Origin of the sequence: Amycolatopsis sp. cg9, from assembly GCF_041346945.1 — a bacterium.
GTDB lineage: Bacteria > Actinomycetota > Actinomycetes > Mycobacteriales > Pseudonocardiaceae > Amycolatopsis.
On sequence record NZ_CP166850.1, the window covers coordinates 199,743 to 216,568 of the forward strand.

Annotated in this window: 12 protein-coding genes and 1 riboswitch; of the genes, 10 read left to right on the plus strand and 2 right to left on the minus strand. The window is 72.4% G+C overall.

The features are described from left to right. Window positions 1–83: 83 nt before the first annotated feature. On the minus strand, window positions 84–989 hold the full coding sequence (locus AB5J73_RS00910) for a hypothetical protein (RefSeq protein WP_370967092.1): 906 nt from the start codon (window positions 987–989) through the stop codon (window positions 84–86). 194 nt (window positions 990–1,183) lie between these two features. Here AB5J73_RS00910 and AB5J73_RS00915 point away from each other — a divergent pair, with 194 nt between their 5' ends. The 10 genes from AB5J73_RS00915 to AB5J73_RS00960 all read left to right on the plus strand — a co-directional run bounded on the left by AB5J73_RS00915 (window position 1,184) and on the right by AB5J73_RS00960 (window position 15,644). After that, the gene (locus AB5J73_RS00915) at window positions 1,184–3,454 is read left to right on the plus strand and encodes a HAMP domain-containing protein (RefSeq protein WP_370967094.1); all 2,271 of its coding nucleotides are present in this window, start codon (window positions 1,184–1,186) and stop codon (window positions 3,452–3,454) included. 1 nt (window position 3,455) lies between these two features. After that, window positions 3,456–4,634 (plus strand): poly-gamma-glutamate synthase PgsB, encoded by a 1,179-nt coding sequence (pgsB, locus tag AB5J73_RS00920; RefSeq protein ID WP_370967096.1) that lies wholly within the window; start codon window positions 3,456–3,458, stop codon window positions 4,632–4,634. Next, window positions 4,634–5,116, plus strand: a complete 483-nt coding sequence (locus AB5J73_RS00925; protein ID WP_370967098.1) for a poly-gamma-glutamate biosynthesis protein PgsC/CapC — start codon at window positions 4,634–4,636, stop codon at window positions 5,114–5,116. The genes pgsB and AB5J73_RS00925 overlap by 1 nt, the downstream gene beginning before the upstream one ends. Before the next feature lie 7 nt (window positions 5,117–5,123). Next, the gene (locus tag AB5J73_RS00930; protein ID WP_370972846.1) at window positions 5,124–6,131 is read left to right on the plus strand and encodes an NlpC/P60 family protein; all 1,008 of its coding nucleotides are present in this window, start codon (window positions 5,124–5,126) and stop codon (window positions 6,129–6,131) included. A 31-nt stretch (window positions 6,132–6,162) separates the two neighbouring features. After that, window positions 6,163–6,290, plus strand: a riboswitch (cobalamin riboswitch). A 29-nt stretch (window positions 6,291–6,319) separates the two neighbouring features. After that, a complete protein-coding gene (gene cobN, locus AB5J73_RS00935; protein ID WP_370967100.1) occupies window positions 6,320–9,883 on the plus strand; it encodes a cobaltochelatase subunit CobN in 3,564 nt (1,187 codons plus the stop codon). 81 nt (window positions 9,884–9,964) lie between these two features. Continuing rightward, the gene (locus tag AB5J73_RS00940; protein ID WP_370967102.1) at window positions 9,965–10,372 is read left to right on the plus strand and encodes a hypothetical protein; all 408 of its coding nucleotides are present in this window, start codon (window positions 9,965–9,967) and stop codon (window positions 10,370–10,372) included. Window positions 10,373–10,415: 43 nt separating this feature from the next. After that, window positions 10,416–12,269 (plus strand): ArnT family glycosyltransferase, encoded by a 1,854-nt coding sequence (locus AB5J73_RS00945; protein WP_370967104.1) that lies wholly within the window; start codon window positions 10,416–10,418, stop codon window positions 12,267–12,269. A gap of 35 nt (window positions 12,270–12,304) precedes the next feature. Continuing rightward, window positions 12,305–12,961 carry a response regulator transcription factor gene (locus tag AB5J73_RS00950; RefSeq protein ID WP_370967106.1) on the plus strand — a complete coding sequence of 219 codons (657 nt, stop codon included), beginning with the start codon at window positions 12,305–12,307 and terminating at the stop codon, window positions 12,959–12,961. Continuing rightward, window positions 12,958–14,040, plus strand: a complete 1,083-nt coding sequence (locus AB5J73_RS00955) for a sensor histidine kinase (RefSeq protein ID WP_370967108.1) — start codon at window positions 12,958–12,960, stop codon at window positions 14,038–14,040. Before AB5J73_RS00950 ends, AB5J73_RS00955 begins: the two co-directional genes overlap by 4 nt. Window positions 14,041–14,432: 392 nt before the next feature. Continuing rightward, a complete protein-coding gene (locus AB5J73_RS00960; protein WP_370967110.1) occupies window positions 14,433–15,644 on the plus strand; it encodes a chitinase in 1,212 nt (403 codons plus the stop codon). Between the two features lie 7 nt (window positions 15,645–15,651). On the opposite strand, the gene AB5J73_RS00965 is transcribed toward AB5J73_RS00960, so the two are convergent. Beyond that, a complete protein-coding gene (locus tag AB5J73_RS00965; protein ID WP_370967112.1) occupies window positions 15,652–16,743 on the minus strand; it encodes a dihydrofolate reductase family protein in 1,092 nt (363 codons plus the stop codon). Window positions 16,744–16,826 lie beyond the last annotated feature (83 nt).

The window sequence follows — 16,826 nt, forward strand, 5'->3', positions numbered from 1 at the left end:
CGTGGAATGCGAGAGCGACCGGCACCCGCACTTTACGGCGCGGGGGTGTGATGTCAATCACCCGTCGCGGTCGAAAAAAATTATCAGGGTTTGGTGAGATCGGCTTCCGTCAGCGCGCGGACGACGTCGGCGCGCCGTTCCGGCGATTCGCGGACCGTCCGGCTCATCTCCACGTGCAGGAACACCGTGTCGTCCGAGGCGGCCATCTTGCCCTGGACGTTCGTCGTGCCTTCCAGGCCCTTGCACCGCTCTTCCCAGGCGCGGCAGACGGCGAACCCGTCCGCGGTCAGCCGGTCGGCCGCGCGCCGGGCCGCGTCGCCGGCCACCGTGGCGCCCGAGGAGAGCACGATGTCGGTCGAGGGCAGGTTCTGGTCGTGGAAGCCGTGCAGCTGGACCTGCGCCAGCCCGCGTCCCGCGAGCGCGGTGGCGACGACGTGGAACACCGAATCCGCCTCGTGGGCGACGTCCGCCCGGCCGTCGTCCGCCTTGCGGTGCGCGCCCGCCACCAGCAGCACCGCGCCCGGCACCCGCCGGAACAGGTCGACGCCGAACAGCTCCGTGCGCAGGTCGAACGCCGGGTGCGGCACCTCCACCACCAGCGACGGCGGCGCCGACCGGTCGATGACGTACATCCCCCACGCCCGGTCGGTGCCGGATTCGTTCACCGCGATCGTGTACGGCCGCCCGGTCGCCGGGTCGACGCCGTCGCGCACCGAAAAGCCGAGCTTTTCGAAATCCGCGGTGCCGCGGCGGTCCACCACGGCGGCGAACCCGGTGGCGGCCGTACGACGTTCGTCGGATTTCGGTGAGCGGTACTCCTGGTCGGCGGACAGCCCGGCTGTGAACTTCGTTACGAGGGAATCCAAACCGGCCTCCGGCGCGGGTGGTGGTGGCTCGTCGTCACCGAGGACCAGCACCAACGTCAAGGCCAGCCCCAGCGCGACGACCACGCCGACCACGCTGAGCAACGTCCGCGGCCGACTGATCACCACCCGGAGTGTACTGACGCCGTCCGGCCGTCACCCCTAGCCGCCGTTTGTCCCACGATGGGGGGAGTTGTACCGTCACCGCTGACAACTTCGAGACCTTCACGTGACCCGAAAGAGTGGACCTTCCGCTAACGGCCCCTTACCGGCCGGTGACCTTCCGGGATCGCTCGACTGAAAGGCCCTGGGGAGACCAGGTGAACCGGCCAACACCGCACGACGATCGAGCCGCCCGGTTGCGCGCGCAGATCCCGGAAGCGGGCTTCCCGCGCGGCGTGGGCGTCGCCTCCGCGACCACCTTCGCGGTGCTGCTGCTCATCGCCGCCTTCACCGCGCTCTACCTGTCCACCGCGGGCCCGCTTTCCCTGATCCGCGCCGACGACCAGTCCGGCCGGGTCTCCGACGAGGTCACCGCGAGCCAGCAGCGCACCACCGCCGGGCTCGCGCAGAGCGTCGCGACGTCGGCAACGGCCGCCGCCGGTGACCTGCAGGTCGCGGCCGGCTCCGGGGTGTTCGACACCGACGACGACGCCGCGCTCCTGACCCGCCTCGGCGAAACCTACGACGACTGGCGCGGCATCGCCGTCTACGACCTGGCCTCGCAGAAGGTCGTGGCCACGCGCGGCGAGCCGGTGCCGGTGGAGACGCTGCGCGGGGTCGCTGTCGCGAACCTCACCGTCCGCCCGGTCGCCCGCCCCGGCGACACCCCGCTCGTGCTCACCGCGCTCCCGCTCACCGGTACCCGCGCCGGCAAGCTCCTCGTCGTCTCGACGGCGTTGCGCGGCACCGCCGGCGACCTCGACAAGGACACGCAGCAGCAGGTCCGCCTGGTCACCTCGGACGGCGCGGTGCTGCACACGCACGGCACCGACGTCGCCGCGACCGACCGGCCCGCGCAGGACCTGCTCGCCCGCGCGGCGACCGCGGCCGCCGCGGGGCAGGCGGGCGTCCTCACCGGCGACGCCGACCCGGCGGGCAAGCGCGCCGCCGTCGTCTCCTACGCCCCGGTCTCGCCGTCGGGCACCGGCGGCAGCCTCGGCCTGTCCGTCGTCTCGTTCAGCCGCTTCCCGGTCGACGCGGTGCCGGTCCGCTGGCCCGGCCTGATCCCCGCCGCCGCGCTGCTCGCCCTCGCCGTCGCCGGGTTCGTCCTGCTCCGGCGCACGGTCGTCGCCCCGATCCGCCGCCTTCGCACCGACGCACTCGCCGTCGCGGCGGGCGCGCTCGGCAAGCCGGTCCGGCAGTCGCGGATCCGCGAGGTCAACCGGCTGACGACCGCCGTCGAGCGGTACCGCTGCAAGCTCCGCCGTCGCAAGCCCGCGAAGCCGGTCCGCCCGTTCCTGTCCGCCCAGCTCGTCATCGTCCTGGTCGCGCTCGCGCTGCTCGGCTGGTCGGGGGCGGTCGCCGCGACGCTCGGGCGGCAGCACGCCGAGGTCTCGGCGACGACGCTGTCCGAGCACGGCGTCCGCGTCACGCGCTCGGCGGACACGCTGCGGCGCAGCCTCGCCGAGGGCCTGACCGATCTGCAGTCCGTCGCGCGGCTCGGCAAGGGGAAGCAGCCGGACCGGCTGCGCGGCATGCTCGACCAGCTCGCCGGCACCGAAAGCCGGTTCCGGAGCGTCTACGTCGCCGACGAGCAGGGCTCGGTGCTGCTGCAAGCCGGGCGCGAGGCCCTGCGCGACCCCGGGAAGCTGCCCGAGGGCGAAGGGCTGCGCCAGCACAACACCAGCGGCCGCGTCCCGGTCGTCTACGCCTTCACGCCGCTGCCGGACTCGAAGAACGTCCTGGTCGGCGAGTACGACGTGCCGCGGATGGCCGCGCTGCTCGGCCCCGCCGGCGGCCGCGTCCGCGTCGTCGACGAGGGCAAGCGCACCATCGCCGACACCGAGGGCTACCTCGCCTTCGCCGCGCTCTCCGACCCGGCACTGATCAAGAGCGTCGACGCGGCGCTGTCCGGCAAGGACGCCCGCGAGACGACGGCTTCGACGCTCGTCGCGGCGCAGCGCCTGGCCGACAAGGGCAACGCCGCTTCGCTGAAGTGGGTCGTCGTCGCCGAGCAGCCGATCGGTTCGCTCGGTCTCGCGGACAACACCGTGCGCTCGGGTGCGCGGGTCGCCGCCCTGCTGACCGGCGTCGTCGCGCTGATGCTGTTCGCCTGGCACTTCCTGGTGGTCGTGCGGCCGCTGCGGCGGGTCGGCGCGGAAGCCCGGCGGATCGCGGGCGGCGACACCGGAGCCGTCGTCTACCCCCAGCGGCAGGACGAGATCGGCACCATCGCCTCCTGCGTGGAGATCTGCCGGCAGGCGCTGACCGAAGGCAAGGTCCGGCTCGGCGAAGTCCGGCGCCCGGCGGGCGCGGCCACCGACGAAACCGAGCTGATCCAGCGCATCGAGATCGACGAGCCGGCCCGGCCCCGCCGCGACCACGCGAAGAGCGACTACCTGAGCTGGCTGGACGGGGCCGGGGTCTGACGTGACGTTCCTCTACGTCGTGCTGGTCCTGGCGTCGGCGGCGATGCTGACCGCCGGGATCGCCGAACAGCGCCAGCACTACCGGCACCTGCACAGCATCCCGACGCGCGTGCTCGTCAACGGCATCCGCGGCAAGTCGTCCATCACCCGGCTGTGCGCGGGCGCGCTGCGGGGCGGCGGGCTCGTCACGACGGCGAAGACCACCGGTACCGCGGCCCGGTTCATCCACCCGGACGGCAGCGAGGAGCCGGTCTACCGCAAGTTCGGCATCGCCAACGTCGTCGAGCAGATCGGCATCGTCCGCCGCGCCGCCGCCTACCGGCCGGACGCGCTGGTCATCGAGTGCATGGCCGTGATGCCGGACCTGCAGGAGATCAACCAGAGCAAGCTGATCCGCTCCACCATCGGCGTGCTGTGCAACGTCCGCGAGGACCACCTCGCCGAGATGGGGCCGACGCTCGACGACGTCGCGCGGTCGCTGTCCCGGTCGATGCCGGTCGGCGGGATCTGCCTGACCGCGGAGCAGGACCGGCTGCACATCCTCCAGGAGGAGGCCGCCAAGCGGGACTGCGAGCTCATCGCGGTCGACCCCGAATCCGTGTCCGACGAGGAGATGCGCGGCTTCGGCTGGATCACGTTCAAGGAGAACGTCGCGATCGCGCTGGCCGTCGCCGACCTGCTCGGCGTCAACCGGCAGCTGGCGCTGGACGGCATGTGGGCCGCGCCGCCGGACCCGGGCGTGCTGCAGGTGCACCAGTACCGCGCCGGCCGCCGTCACCTCCGCTTCGCCAACGTCTTCGCGGCGAACGACCCCGAATCGACGTTGATGAACATCGACCAGCTCCGCGCGCAAGGCGCGATCTCCGACCCGCTGCACGTGATCATCAACTGCCGGCCGGACCGCGTCGAGCGCAACGGCCAGATGGGCGCGCTGATCCCCCGCATCGCGCCGGAGCGGGTCGTGCTGATCGGCGAACCGACGCGCAGCGCCCGCGCCGCGATCCCCGCCGAGTGGCACGACCGCGTCGTCGACCTCGGTGGTTCGCGCTCGCCGCGGGAGCTGCTGCGCGGGATCGTCGGCGGCGTCGAGCGGCAGGCGTCGCTGATCGCCATCGGCAACATCCACGGCCAGGGAGAACTGCTCATCGAGGAACTCGCGAAACTGGAACCGGTCGCCTGATGCTCACCACGTCCCTCGCCCCCGAGGTCGCCACCGTCGGGCTCGCCATCGGCCTGCTGCTGTCGCTGGTCTGCTACCTGACGACGAACCTGTCCCCCGGCGGGATGATCACGCCCGGCTGGATCGCGCTGACCATGGTGGAGGACTACCGGCGCGCGGCGATCATCGTGCTGATGACGGCGCTGACCTTCGGCGGCACGAAGGCGTTGCAGCGCGTGGTCATCCTCTACGGCAAGCGGCTCTTCGCCGCGGTCGTGCTGCTCGGCGTCGTGCTCCAGACGACGTTGCTGATCTTCCTCCAGGCCGACTTCCCGCTGCTGTTCGTGCACCAGACGCTGGGGTTCGTGGTGCCCGGCCTGGTCGCCTACCAGCTGGTCCGGCAGAAGCCGGTGGCGACGATGCTCGCCACCGGCGGCGTCAGCCTGGCCAGCTACGCCGTGCTGATCAGCGGCGTGCTGGTCGGCCTGGTCCCGACGGTGTGAGGTGACGATGCGCAAGGCGGTCCGGATCGGCGTCCTCGCCGCGGTCATCGGCGTGTCCGGCACGGCGGCGGTCTACGTCGCCACGCAGGACCGGCCGGACATCACGGCCATCTCGGCGTCGCCCGCGCCCTCGGGAGCGGCCGTCACCGGCGGCTACACCTACGACCGGCTGGACCACCCGGCCCGGACGATCGTCCGCGACGCGGCGGGCGCCCAGCTGGCGTCGTTCACCGACGGCTCGCGCACGGTCATGCTGACCGGCCGGTCCCGGACCTTCACCGAGCCGAAGTTCACCACGGCGGGCATCACGTCGACGGCCTGGATCCGGCTCGCGCCGCAGGCCTGGCGGGCGGGTGCGGAGAAGGAGCCGTGGTTCACCGAGTGGCTCCCGAAGGCCGCCGCCGACACCGGCCCGGACGTCCTGGCGATGGCGCTGCAGTACACCGACGGCGCGGCCGACCAGGTCGTGAAGAAGCTGCGCGTGGCCGGGGACGCCAGCTTCGGCCCGGACAGCGCCGAGGGACGGCTCGAGAAGTCGGACTTCTACGACTACCTGGGCATCGGCTGGGACTTCCCGGACGGCGTCCACGAAGCGGCGGAACCGCGGCGCGCCCGGTCCCTCGACTGCTCCGGGTTCGTGCGGATGGTCTACGGCTACCGGGCGGGCTACCCGCTGCTCGGCACGAACACGAAGGGCCCGGGCCTGCCGCGGCGGGCGTGGGCGCTGGCCGAGCTGGGCCCGGGCACCTCGCTGATCCCGGACGAGAAGCGGCAGGTGACGGACTTCAGCCCGCTCCAGCCGGGTGACCTGCTGTTCTTCAACCTGGAGCCGCAGCTCGGGCCGCAGGTCTCGCACACGGGCATCTACCTGGGCATCGACGGCGACGGGCACCACCGCGTGCTGTCCAGCCGCAAGGTGGCGAACGGCCCGACCTTCGGGGACGCGGGCGGGGTGTCGCTGATCGACGGGTCCGGGACCTACGCGAAGGCGTTCCGCACGGCCAAGCGGCTCTGAGCCACGCACGTCACCTTGACGCCGGGTCGGCCGCACCGGAGAGTGAGGCGGAACCCACGCGTCGGCAGGTGGAGGAACCCGGTGAGAGTCCGGGGCGGTCCCGCCACTGTCACCGGAGATCTCCGGGAGCCAGGAACTCCCGCCGGCGCGCCCGTCTACCCGGGGCGCGGACCCCGAGGAGGAACCTCGTGATCCTGCTTCTGTCCACTTCGGACACCGACCTGCTCAGCGCGCGATCGGCCGAGGGCGAGTACCGGCTCGGCAACCCCGCGCGGCTCGACGTCGCCGAGCTGCCGGCGCTCCTCGAAGGCGTGAAGATCGTCGTCGCGCGGATCCTCGGCACCCCGCGGAGCTGGCAGGAGGGCCTGGACACGCTGCGGGCGTCGGGCGCGCACGTCGTCGTGCTGGGCGGGGAGCAGACGCCGGACGCCGAGCTGATGAAGCTCTCGACCGTCCCGGCGGGCATCGCCGCCGAGGCCCACGCGTACCTCGCGCAGGGCGGCCCGGCGAACCTCACCCAGCTGCACCGGTTCCTCTCCGACACGCTCCTGCTCACCGGCGACGGCTTCGAGCCGCCCGCCGAGCAGCCCTCGTGGGGTGTCCTCGAGCGGCCGTCGCGCGCCGAAGGCCCGGTCATCGGGATCCTGTACTACCGGGCGCACCACCTGTCCGGGAACACCGCGTTCGTGCACGCCCTCGCCGACGAGGTCGAAGCCGCCGGCGGGCGCGCGTTGCCGATCTACACCGCTTCGCTGCGTACGCGCGCGCCGGAGATGATGGCCGAGCTGGGGAAGGTGGACGCCCTGCTCGTCACGGTGCTCGCGGCGGGCGGCACGCGGCCGTCCGAGGTGGGCGCGGGCGGGGACGACGAGGCCTGGGACGTCGCCGAGATGGCCGCGCTCGACGTCCCGATCCTCCAGGCGCTCTGCCTGACCAGCGACCGCGAGACGTGGGCGGCGAACGACGACGGGCTCTCCCCGCTCGACGCCGGCAACCAGATGGCCGTCCCGGAGTTCGACGGGCGGCTGATCACGGTCCCGTTCTCGTTCAAGGAACTCGACGAAGACGGCCTCCCCCGGTACGTCCCGGACGCCGAGCGCGCGTCCCGCGTCGCCCGCATCGCGCTGGCGCACGCCCGGTTGCGGCACACGCCGCCTTCGGAGCGGCGCATCGCGCTGATGCTGTCCGCGTACCCGACGAAGCACTCGCGCGTCGGCAACGCGGTCGGGCTGGACACGCCCGCGTCGGCGATCGAGCTGCTGCGGCGGATGCGCGAGCAGGGTTACGACCTGGGACCGGACGCGTTCCCCGGCGTCGACCCGACCGGCACCGACCAGCCGGACGGCGACGCCCTCATCCACGCGCTGATCGCCGCCGGCGGCCAGGACCCGGAGTGGCTGACCGAGGAGCAGCTGTCCGGCAACCCGATCCGGGTGCCGGCCGCGCGCTACCGGGAGTGGTTCGACGCGCTGCCCGCGGAGCTGCGTTCGGGGGTCGAAGAACACTGGGGCCCGGCGCCGGGCGAGCTGTACGTCGACAACGGCGACATCGTGCTGGCGTCGCTGCAGAGCGGCAACGTGATCATCATGATCCAGCCGCCGCGCGGGTTCGGCGAGAACCCCGTCGCGATCTACCACAACCCGGACCTCCCGCCGAGCCACCACTACCTGGCCGCCTACCGCTGGCTGGAGGAGGAGTTCGGCGCGCACGCCGTCGTCCACCTCGGCAAGCACGGGTCGCTGGAGTGGCTGCCGGGCAAGACGGCGGGGCTGTCGGCGTCGTGCGCGCCGGACGCCGTGCTCGGGAACCTGCCGCTGGTGTACCCGTTCCTGATCAACGACCCCGGCGAGGGCGCGCAGGCGAAGCGGCGGGCGCACGCGACGATCGTCGACCACCTGATCCCGCCGATGGCGCGCGCGGAGTCCTACGGCGACATGGCGCGGCTGGAGCAGCTGCTCGACGAGCACGCCAACATCGCCGCGATGGACCCGGCGAAGCTGCCCGCGATCCGCGCCCAGATCTGGACGCTCATCCAGGCCGCGAAGCTGGACCACGACCTCGGCGTCGAGGAACGCCCGCACGACGCGGAGTTCGACGACTTCCTGCTGCACATCGACGGCTGGCTGTGCGAGGTCAAGGACGCGCAGATCCGCGACGGCCTGCACGTCCTGGGCGCGGCACCGGTCGGGGAAGCACGCGTCAACTTGGTGCTGTCGATGCTGCGCGCGTCCCAGATGTGGGGCGGCAAGCAAGGGGCCGTGCCGGGCCTGCGGGCCGCGCTGGGCCTGAAGGAAGACGCGCCGATGTCCGAAGTGGACGCGGTCGAGAAGACGGCGCGGGAACTCGTCCAGACGATGGAAATGCGTGGCTGGGACGCCACCGCGGTCGCTTCGGTGGCGCCGGACGCCCAGGTCGCGCGGGTGCTTTCCTTTGCCGCGGAGGAGATCGTCCCGCGGCTGGCCGGCACGACCGCCGAGCTGGACTCGGTGCTGCACGCGCTGGACGGCGGCTACATCCCGGCCGGGCCGAGCGGGTCGCCGTTGCGCGGGCTGGTGAACGTGCTGCCGACCGGGCGGAACTTCTACACCGTCGACCCGAAGGCGATCCCGAGCCGGCTCGCCTGGGAAACCGGGCAGGCGCTGGCGGATTCGCTGCTCCGCCGGTACCGCGAGGACACCGGCGACTGGCCCCGCTCGGTCGGGCTTTCGGTGTGGGGCACGTCGGCCATGCGGACGTCCGGCGACGACGCCGCGGAAGTCCTGGCGCTGCTGGGGGTCCAGCCGGTGTGGGACGAAGCATCGCGGCGCGTGACGGGCATCGAAGCGATCCCGCTCGCGGAACTCGGCCGCCCCCGGATCGACGTCACCATCCGGATCTCCGGCTTCTTCCGCGACGCCTTCCCGCACGTGATCACGATGCTGGACGACGCGGTGCGACTGGTGGCCGGCTTGGCCGAACCCGCGGACCAGAACTTCGTCCGCGACCACGTTTCGGCGGACCTGGCCGCGCACGGCGATTCCCGGCGGGCGACCACCAGGATCTTCGGCTCGAAGCCGGGCGCGTACGGCGCCGGCCTGTTGCCGCTGATGGACTCCGGGAACTGGCGCGACGACAAGGATCTCGCCGAGGTGTACGCGGTGTGGGGCGGCTTCGCCTACGGCCGCGACCTCGACGGCCGCCCGGCGCGCGAGGACATGGAGAGCTCGTACAAGCGGATCGTCGTGGCGGCGAAGAACACCGACACGCGCGAGCACGACATCGCCGACTCGGACGACTACTTCCAGTACCACGGCGGGATGATCGCGACGGTCCGCGCGCTGACGGGCTCGGCCCCGGCGTCCTACGTCGGTGACAGCACGTCCCCGGACGCGGTCCGCACGCGGACGCTGAGCGAAGAGACGGCCCGGGTGTTCCGGGCCCGCGTGGTGAACCCGCGCTGGCTGGCGGCGATGCGGCGGCACGGCTACAAGGGCGCGTTCGAGCTGGCGGCCACAGTGGACTACCTGTTCGGCTTCGACGCGACGGCGGGCGTCGTCGGCGACTGGATGTACGAGAAGCTGACCGAGTCCTACGTGCTGGACGAGGTGAACCAGGAGTTCCTGCGCCAGGCGAACCCGTGGGCGCTGCGGGGAATCGTGGAGCGGCTGAACGAGGCGGCGGACCGCGGCCTGTGGGAAGAACCGGACCCTTCACTCCTGGAGAAGATGCGCGAGGTGTACCTGTCCCTGGAGGGCGACCTCGAGGCGGAGTGACGGCAAGTGAACTGCAAGCCGCGGCGGCTACGCTTCCCCTTCCCCACCGAGGAAGGACGAAGACTTGAAAAAGTACTCGGCGTGGCCGCCGCGGCACTGGTCGCCGTGCTCTCGTGCGCGTCGCCGGCCTCGGCCGCCGACCACACGAAACACCTCCACACCGGCGACGCTTTCGGTGACGTGACCGGCTGGAGCGGCGAAGGCGTGTTCACCGAGGAAGGCGACCGCGTCCACATCTGCGACACCGACGCCGACGGCCGCGGCGTCATCATCGACGTCTACAAGGGCACTCCGGAGAACGGCTACATCCTCTACAGCATGCACGTCGGCGGCAACGGCAACTGCGACACCAAGAGCGCGGCCGACGGCGGCGTCTACAACCTCCCCGAGACCCGGATCGGTTTCAAGTTCTGCCGGTACTGGAAAGAGGACGACCGGTACCACGCCGGTGAGTGCAAGGACTACGACTTCCTGAACGACAACAGCTGACCGGAAACGCCCGGGAAACGCGGGCCCGAGTTGGGTGGGCGGCATGATCACCGCCGCTCTCCCGAAGACCCGCTCCTGGGCGCTTCCGCTCGTCTGCCTCGGCGCCGCCCTCCTCTACGCTTGGAAGATCGGCGACGGCCAGCTCGGCAACACCTACTACTCGGCCGCCGCGAAGTCGATGACGAGCGGCTTCGCGAACTTCCTCTTCGGCTCCTTCGACCCGTACGGCGTCGTGACGGTCGACAAACCGCCGCTCGCGTTGTGGCCGCAAGCGCTTTCCGTGCTCGTCTTCGGCAACCACGGCTGGGCGCTGCTGCTGCCGCAGGTGCTCGAAGGCGTCGCGGCAGTCTTCCTGCTGCACCGGACCGTCCGGCGGTGGGCCGGGGAGAACGTCGCCCTGCTGGCGGCGGCGATCCTCGCGCTCACGCCGGTGACCGTGATCATCAACCGCGGCAACAACCCCGACACGCTGCTCGTCCTGTTCCTGGTCGCCGCCGCGTACGCGCTCACGCGGGCGCTCGAAGACGGGCGCAAGTGGCTGTTCTGGTGCGCGTTCTTCGTCGGCTGCGGCTTCCTGACCAAGATGCTGCAGGCGTGGATCATCGTGCCCGCCCTGGTCGCGGCGTACCTCGCCGGAACCTCCGGGCCGCTCCGGCGGCGGCTGATGGACGTGCTCGGCGCCGGGATCGTGCTGGTCGTGTCGTCGTTCTGGTGGATCGCCCTGTACGACTGGTGGCCCGGTGCCAAGCCGTACATGGGCGGCAGCGCGGACGGTTCCGCGTGGGACCTCGTCTTCGGCTACAACGGCTTCGGGCGGCTCTCCGGCGACGGCGAGGGCGGCGGCATGATGATCATGCGCGACGGGCAGCAGACCACGTCGTCGTTCGGCGGCGATCCCGGGCCGGGCCGGCTGTTCAACGACCTCGTCGGCGGGCAGATCTCGTGGCTGCTGCCGCTCTGCCTGCTCGTCCTGCTGGTCATCGGCCGCCGGTGGCGGGACGCGGGCTGGCTGCTGTGGGGCGGCTGGCTGCTGGTGACGGCCGCGGTGTTCAGCTTCGCCGGCGGCATCTGGCACCCGTACTACACCACGGCGATGGCCCCCGCCGTCGCCGCCGTTTCCGCGGCCGGGCTCGCGCTGCTGTGGCGCCGGCACCGGCGGACGCTGCTCCCGCTCGCCATCGCGCTGACCGCGGCCTGGGCGTTCGTCCTGACTTCGCGGGACACGACGTTCCACGGCTGGACGCGCTGGGCGGTGCTCGGCACGGCCGTCGCCGCGATCGCGGGCCTGCTCGCCACCCGCAGCCGGCTGACGCTGGCCGCCGGGCTGGTGCCGGTGCTGCTCACCCCGGCCGTCTGGTCGTACGCGGCCGCGCAGAGCACGTCGGCCGGGACCCTGCCCGCCGCCGGTCCCACGACCGGTCCCGTGCCGCCGCCCTCGGCCTCTCCCGGCGGGCCGCAGCCCCGGCTGGTGCTCGCCGGCGGCGACGGCACCACGACGTTGACCGGCGAGCAACGGCGGATCCTCGACTACGCCACCCGGAACGGGACCGAGATCGCACTGGCGGTCAACGCCGAGGCGGGGACGGTCGCGCCGTTCCTCATCGAATCGGACGCGACCGTGATCGGCATGGGCGGCTTCGGCGGCCGCGACGACGCGCCGTCGGTCGCGCAGCTCGGCCGGTGGGTCGCCGAAGGCAAGCTGCGGTTCGTGCTGAGCAGCTCCGGTGCGGGTCAGGCGGGTCCGGTGGGGCCGCCCCGGAGTCCCGCGCAGGAGGCGCGCGGGCGCTGGATCGAGCAGCACTGCGCGGTCGTCGACCCCGCGGCGTACGGCGGCCGGTCCGGCCCGGGCGGCGGACCGGTGCGGCTCGGCGGCGCGGACACCCTCTACCGCTGCTAACGGCGAAGAAACACCGCCGCGGCGATCATCGGGGCATGCGGGTCCTGGTGGTGGAGGACGAGCCGATGCTCGCGGACGCGATCGCGGAGTGGCTGCGCGAAGATTCCCACGCGGTCGACGTCGCCCACGACGGCGGCGCGGCGCTCGAGCGGATCGCCGTGCACGACTACGACGTCGTCGTGCTCGACCGGGACCTGCCGGTCGTGCACGGCGACGACGTCTGCCGCGAGCTGGTGGGCGCGGGGGTCACCACGCGGGTCCTGATGCTGACGGCGGCCGCGGAGGTCACCGACCGCGTCGCCGGGCTGTCCCTGGGCGCCGACGACTACCTGACGAAGCCGTTCGCGTTCCCCGAGCTGGCCGCGCGCATCCAGTCGCTGGGCCGCCGCTGCCGCCCGGCCGCCCCACCGGTGCTGCGCCGCGCCGGCGTCACCCTCGACCCGGCGCGGCACGAGGTGTTCCGCGACGGGCGGTACCTGCCACTGTCCAAAAAGGAGTTCGCCGTGCTCGCCGAGCTGCTGCGCGCCGACGGCGCCGCCGTGTCCGCGGAACACCTGCTGGAGAAGGCGTGGGACGAACACGCGGACCCGTTCACCGGCGCGGTCCGCCTGACGATCCTCAAGCTGCGCCGCAAACTCGGCGATCCCCCGCTGGTGGAGACGGTCACCGGCGTCGGCTACCGCCTCCGGTGAACCTCCGCCTGCGGCTGACCGTCCTGTACGGCGGCCTGTTCCTGCTGGCGGGCGTGGCGCTGCTGGGCGTGACGTACTTCCTGTTCACCCGCCAGGTCGGGCAGCGGGTGGCGATCATTTCGGGCACCCCGCCCCCGGGCGCGCCCCTGCTGCCTTCCCTCGAAGCACTGGACGCCCAGGCCCACCAGCTCCGCGCGGCGGCGGCGACGTCGTTGCTGACGCAGGGCGCGCTCGCCCTCGCGGCGGTGGCGGTACTGGCGGCGGGCCTGGGCTGGCTGGTGGCGGGCCGCGCACTGGCCCCGCTGCGCCAGGTGACGGAGACGGCCCGCCGCATCGCCGCGGCCGCCGACCCGGGCGGCCACGCGCGGATCGCGCTGCGCGGACCGGAGGACGAGGTGAAGGACCTGGCGGACGCGTTCGACGTGATGGTCGAGCGCCTGGACCGCTCGTTCGACGCCCAGCGCAGGTTCGTCGCGAACGCGTCCCACGAGCTGCGCACCCCGCTGACGTTGAACCGCTCGGTGGTCGAGGTGGCGATGCACCGCCGGACGGCGTCGGACGACGTCCGGGAGCTGGGCGGCAAGCTGCTGCGGATCAACGCCCGCCACGAGCGGCTGATCAGCGGGTTGCTGCTGCTGGCGAAGTCGGAGAGCGCCCTGACCGAACGCTGCCCGGTGGACCTGGCGGCCCTGGTCGCGCACGTGACGCCCCCGGAGGTCTCCCAGCACCTGGCGGAGGCGGTGACGATCGGCGACGCGCTGCTGCTGGAGCGGCTGGTGCACAACCTGGTGGAGAACGCGCTCCGCCACAACAACGAGGAGCGCTGGGTCCGGGTGACCACCCGCAAGAGCCGGAACGGGGTGGAACTGGAGGTGGCGAACAGCGGCCCGGTGATCCCGCCCCCGGAGGTACCGGCGCTGTTCGACCCGTTCCACCGCCAGGCCCGGGTGGCCGCGGAAGGCGCGGGACTGGGCCTGTCGATCGTCCGCTCGGTGGCGCACGCCCACGGCGGCGAGGTGGTGGCGAGGGCGCGCGCGGAGGGCGGTCTGGTGGTGGTCGTGACGCTGCCGTCGGGGTGAGGGACGCCGGTTCGTGCCGTGCCCGGGCGCCGGTGGGCTCGCCGATCGCACCCTGCCCGCCACGCCCCCGCCCGCAGCACCCGCCGCCCGCGCGAGATCTCCCGCCACCTCGTGGGTGCCACGCCCGGGCGCCGGTGGGCTCGCCGATCGCACCCTGCCCGCCACGCCCGCCCCGCAGCACCCGCCGCCCGCGTGGGATCTCCTGCCGCCCGGTTCGTGCGTTCGTGGCTCGGCGGTCGCGTCACCCTGGCGGCGTCATTCCTCGGGCAAATTTCGGATATCTCGGCGCGTTTCGCCCACGGCCGACAGCGATCCACCCTTCGTGCCTTGACTTCGTCAATGGTCTAGTCCAATGATCTGTCCACCCTCGATCCCCACCGGGAGGACAGCTCATGCGCAAGAGCAGACTGGCCGCCATCGGGCTCGCCGCCGCCACTTTCGCCGCCACCGCCGTCAGCCTCGTGCTCGGTGCTCCCGCGGCCACTGCGGCGTTGAGCAACAACTGGTACGCCGCGGCGCCTTACCTGATGCCCCAGAGCAACAACCCGCCCGATCCGGTCACCGTGATGAACGCGACCGGGCTCAAGGCGTTCCAGCTCGCGTTCATCCTGGCGCCGAACGGCGGCGGCTGCAGCCCCACCTGGGACGGCACCGACCCGATCGCCACCGACACCACCGTGGCCGCCGCGATTTCGAAGATCCGCGGGGCGGGCGGGGACATCTCCGTCTCCGTCGGCGGGTACGGCGGCACGAAGCTCGGGCAGACCTGCGGCACGGTCGCCGCGACCGCGGCCGCCTACCAGCAGGTCGTCACGAAGTACTCGCTCAAGGCCATCGACTTCGACCTCGAAGAGCCCGAGTACGAAAACACCGCGGCCATCGCGAACGAGCTCGGCGCGGCGAAGACGTTGCAGGCCAACAACCCCGGCCTCTTCGTGTCGGTGACCATGCCGGGCACCGCGGCCGGCACCGGCTGGTTCGGCACGCAGCTGCTCGACCAGGCGAAGTCGATCGGGTTCACGCCCAACAACTTCTCGATCATGCCGTTCGACGGCGGCTTCAACGGCGGCTCCTCGCAGGTGTCGGCCCTCGAAGCGCTGCACGGCCTGTTGATGTCGCACCTGGGCTGGGACAGCGCGACGGCCTACTCGCACGAAGGCTTCTCCGGCATGAACGGCAAATCGGACGCCGCCGAGATGTTCTACACCGCGGACTTCCAGACCGTGTACGACTACGCGACCAGCCACGGCCTCGGCCGCTTCACGTTCTGGTCGGTCAACCGCGACCGCGCCTGCGTCGGGACGACCGACAACGGCGTCTGCAGCAACGTCCCGCAGAACGACTGGGACTTCACGAAGTTCAGCGTCCGCTTCGCCGGGGCGACGCCGCCCCAGACGACGCCGACCCCGCCGGCCACCACGACCCCGACCACTCCGGGCGGCGGCTCGTGCACCGCGGCCGAATGGGACCGGACGAAGGTCTACGTGAAGGACAACGTCGTTTCGCACAACAGCCACAAGTGGACCGCCAAGTGGTGGACGCAGGGCGAGGAGCCCGGTACCACCGGCGAATGGGGTGTCTGGCAGGACAACGGCGCCTGCTAGCCGCGGGTCAGAAGTCGAGGTGGGTGTTCTCGCGCTGGACCTCCGGGGTCAGCGCGGGCACCTCGACGACGTGCCGCCCGGCCTGCCGCAGCAGTTCGGTGCCCCGGGCGTCGACGAAGACCGGCGGCTCGCGCCACGCGAACACGACGCGCGGGATCCCGGCGTCGAGGATCAGCTGCGTGCAGCTGCGCGGGTGCGAGCTCCGGTTGCTGCACGGCTCCAGTGAGCTGTAGATGGTCGCCCCGGCCAGGCGCGGGTCGCCGGCGCACTTGGCGAGGGCGGCTTCTTCGGCGTGGTTCGTCGGATCGCCCTCGCCGGAGTGCCCGGTGGCGATGACCTCGCCCCCGGCGTCGGTGATCACGGCGCCGACCCGGAAGGTGTGGCTGGGCGGGCAGTCGGCGGCGAGCGCGATCGCTTCCTTGAGCCGCCGGACGTCCGGCCCGTCCGGCTCGGCCGCGGCGCGGTACTCGAGGATCGCCATCCCCTGCAGTTCCCGGGCCGCGACCAGGGTGAGCGGCCGCGGGTAGAGCCCGGGCCCGACGAACCGCGGCGCGCCCGGCTGCCCCACGAAGAACGGCGCGATCGCGAGCCGCAGCTCGTCGGCGAGCCCTTCGGTGAGGAAGCGGGTGTGGATGCCGCCGCCGCCTTCGACCAGCAGCTTCCCGATGCCGCGCTGCCCGAGGTCGTCGAGGACGCGGCCGAAGTCGGGCGGGCTCCCGGCGTCCACGACGGTGGCGACGCGCTTCAGGTCGCCGGCCGCCGCGGGCGGTGCGTAGACGATCTTTTCGGTGTCCCCCACGGTGAAGAACTGCGCGTCCGGGTCCAGGCCGCGAGTGGTCACGGTGACCTTGACCGGCTGCTCGGGCTTCCCCCGCTCGACCCGCTGCCGCCGCAGCTCGGGCGACCGGACGAGCAGCCGCGGGTTGTCGGCCCGGACGGTTCCGGCGCCGACGAAGATCGCGTCCGCCTCGGCCCGCAACCGGTCCACGACGGCGAAGTCGTCCTCTGTGGACAGTACGAGCCGCTCGGGCGAGGTGTCGTCGAGGTATCCGTCGAGCGACTGCGCGGCGGACAGCAGGACGTGCGGCCGGGAGATCACCCGGCCCAGTATGCCGTAACGCCTCCGGCCGTCCGGGCGTCCTACGACGTATCCCTGTCGAGCCCATCCCCCGGAGCTGCGGA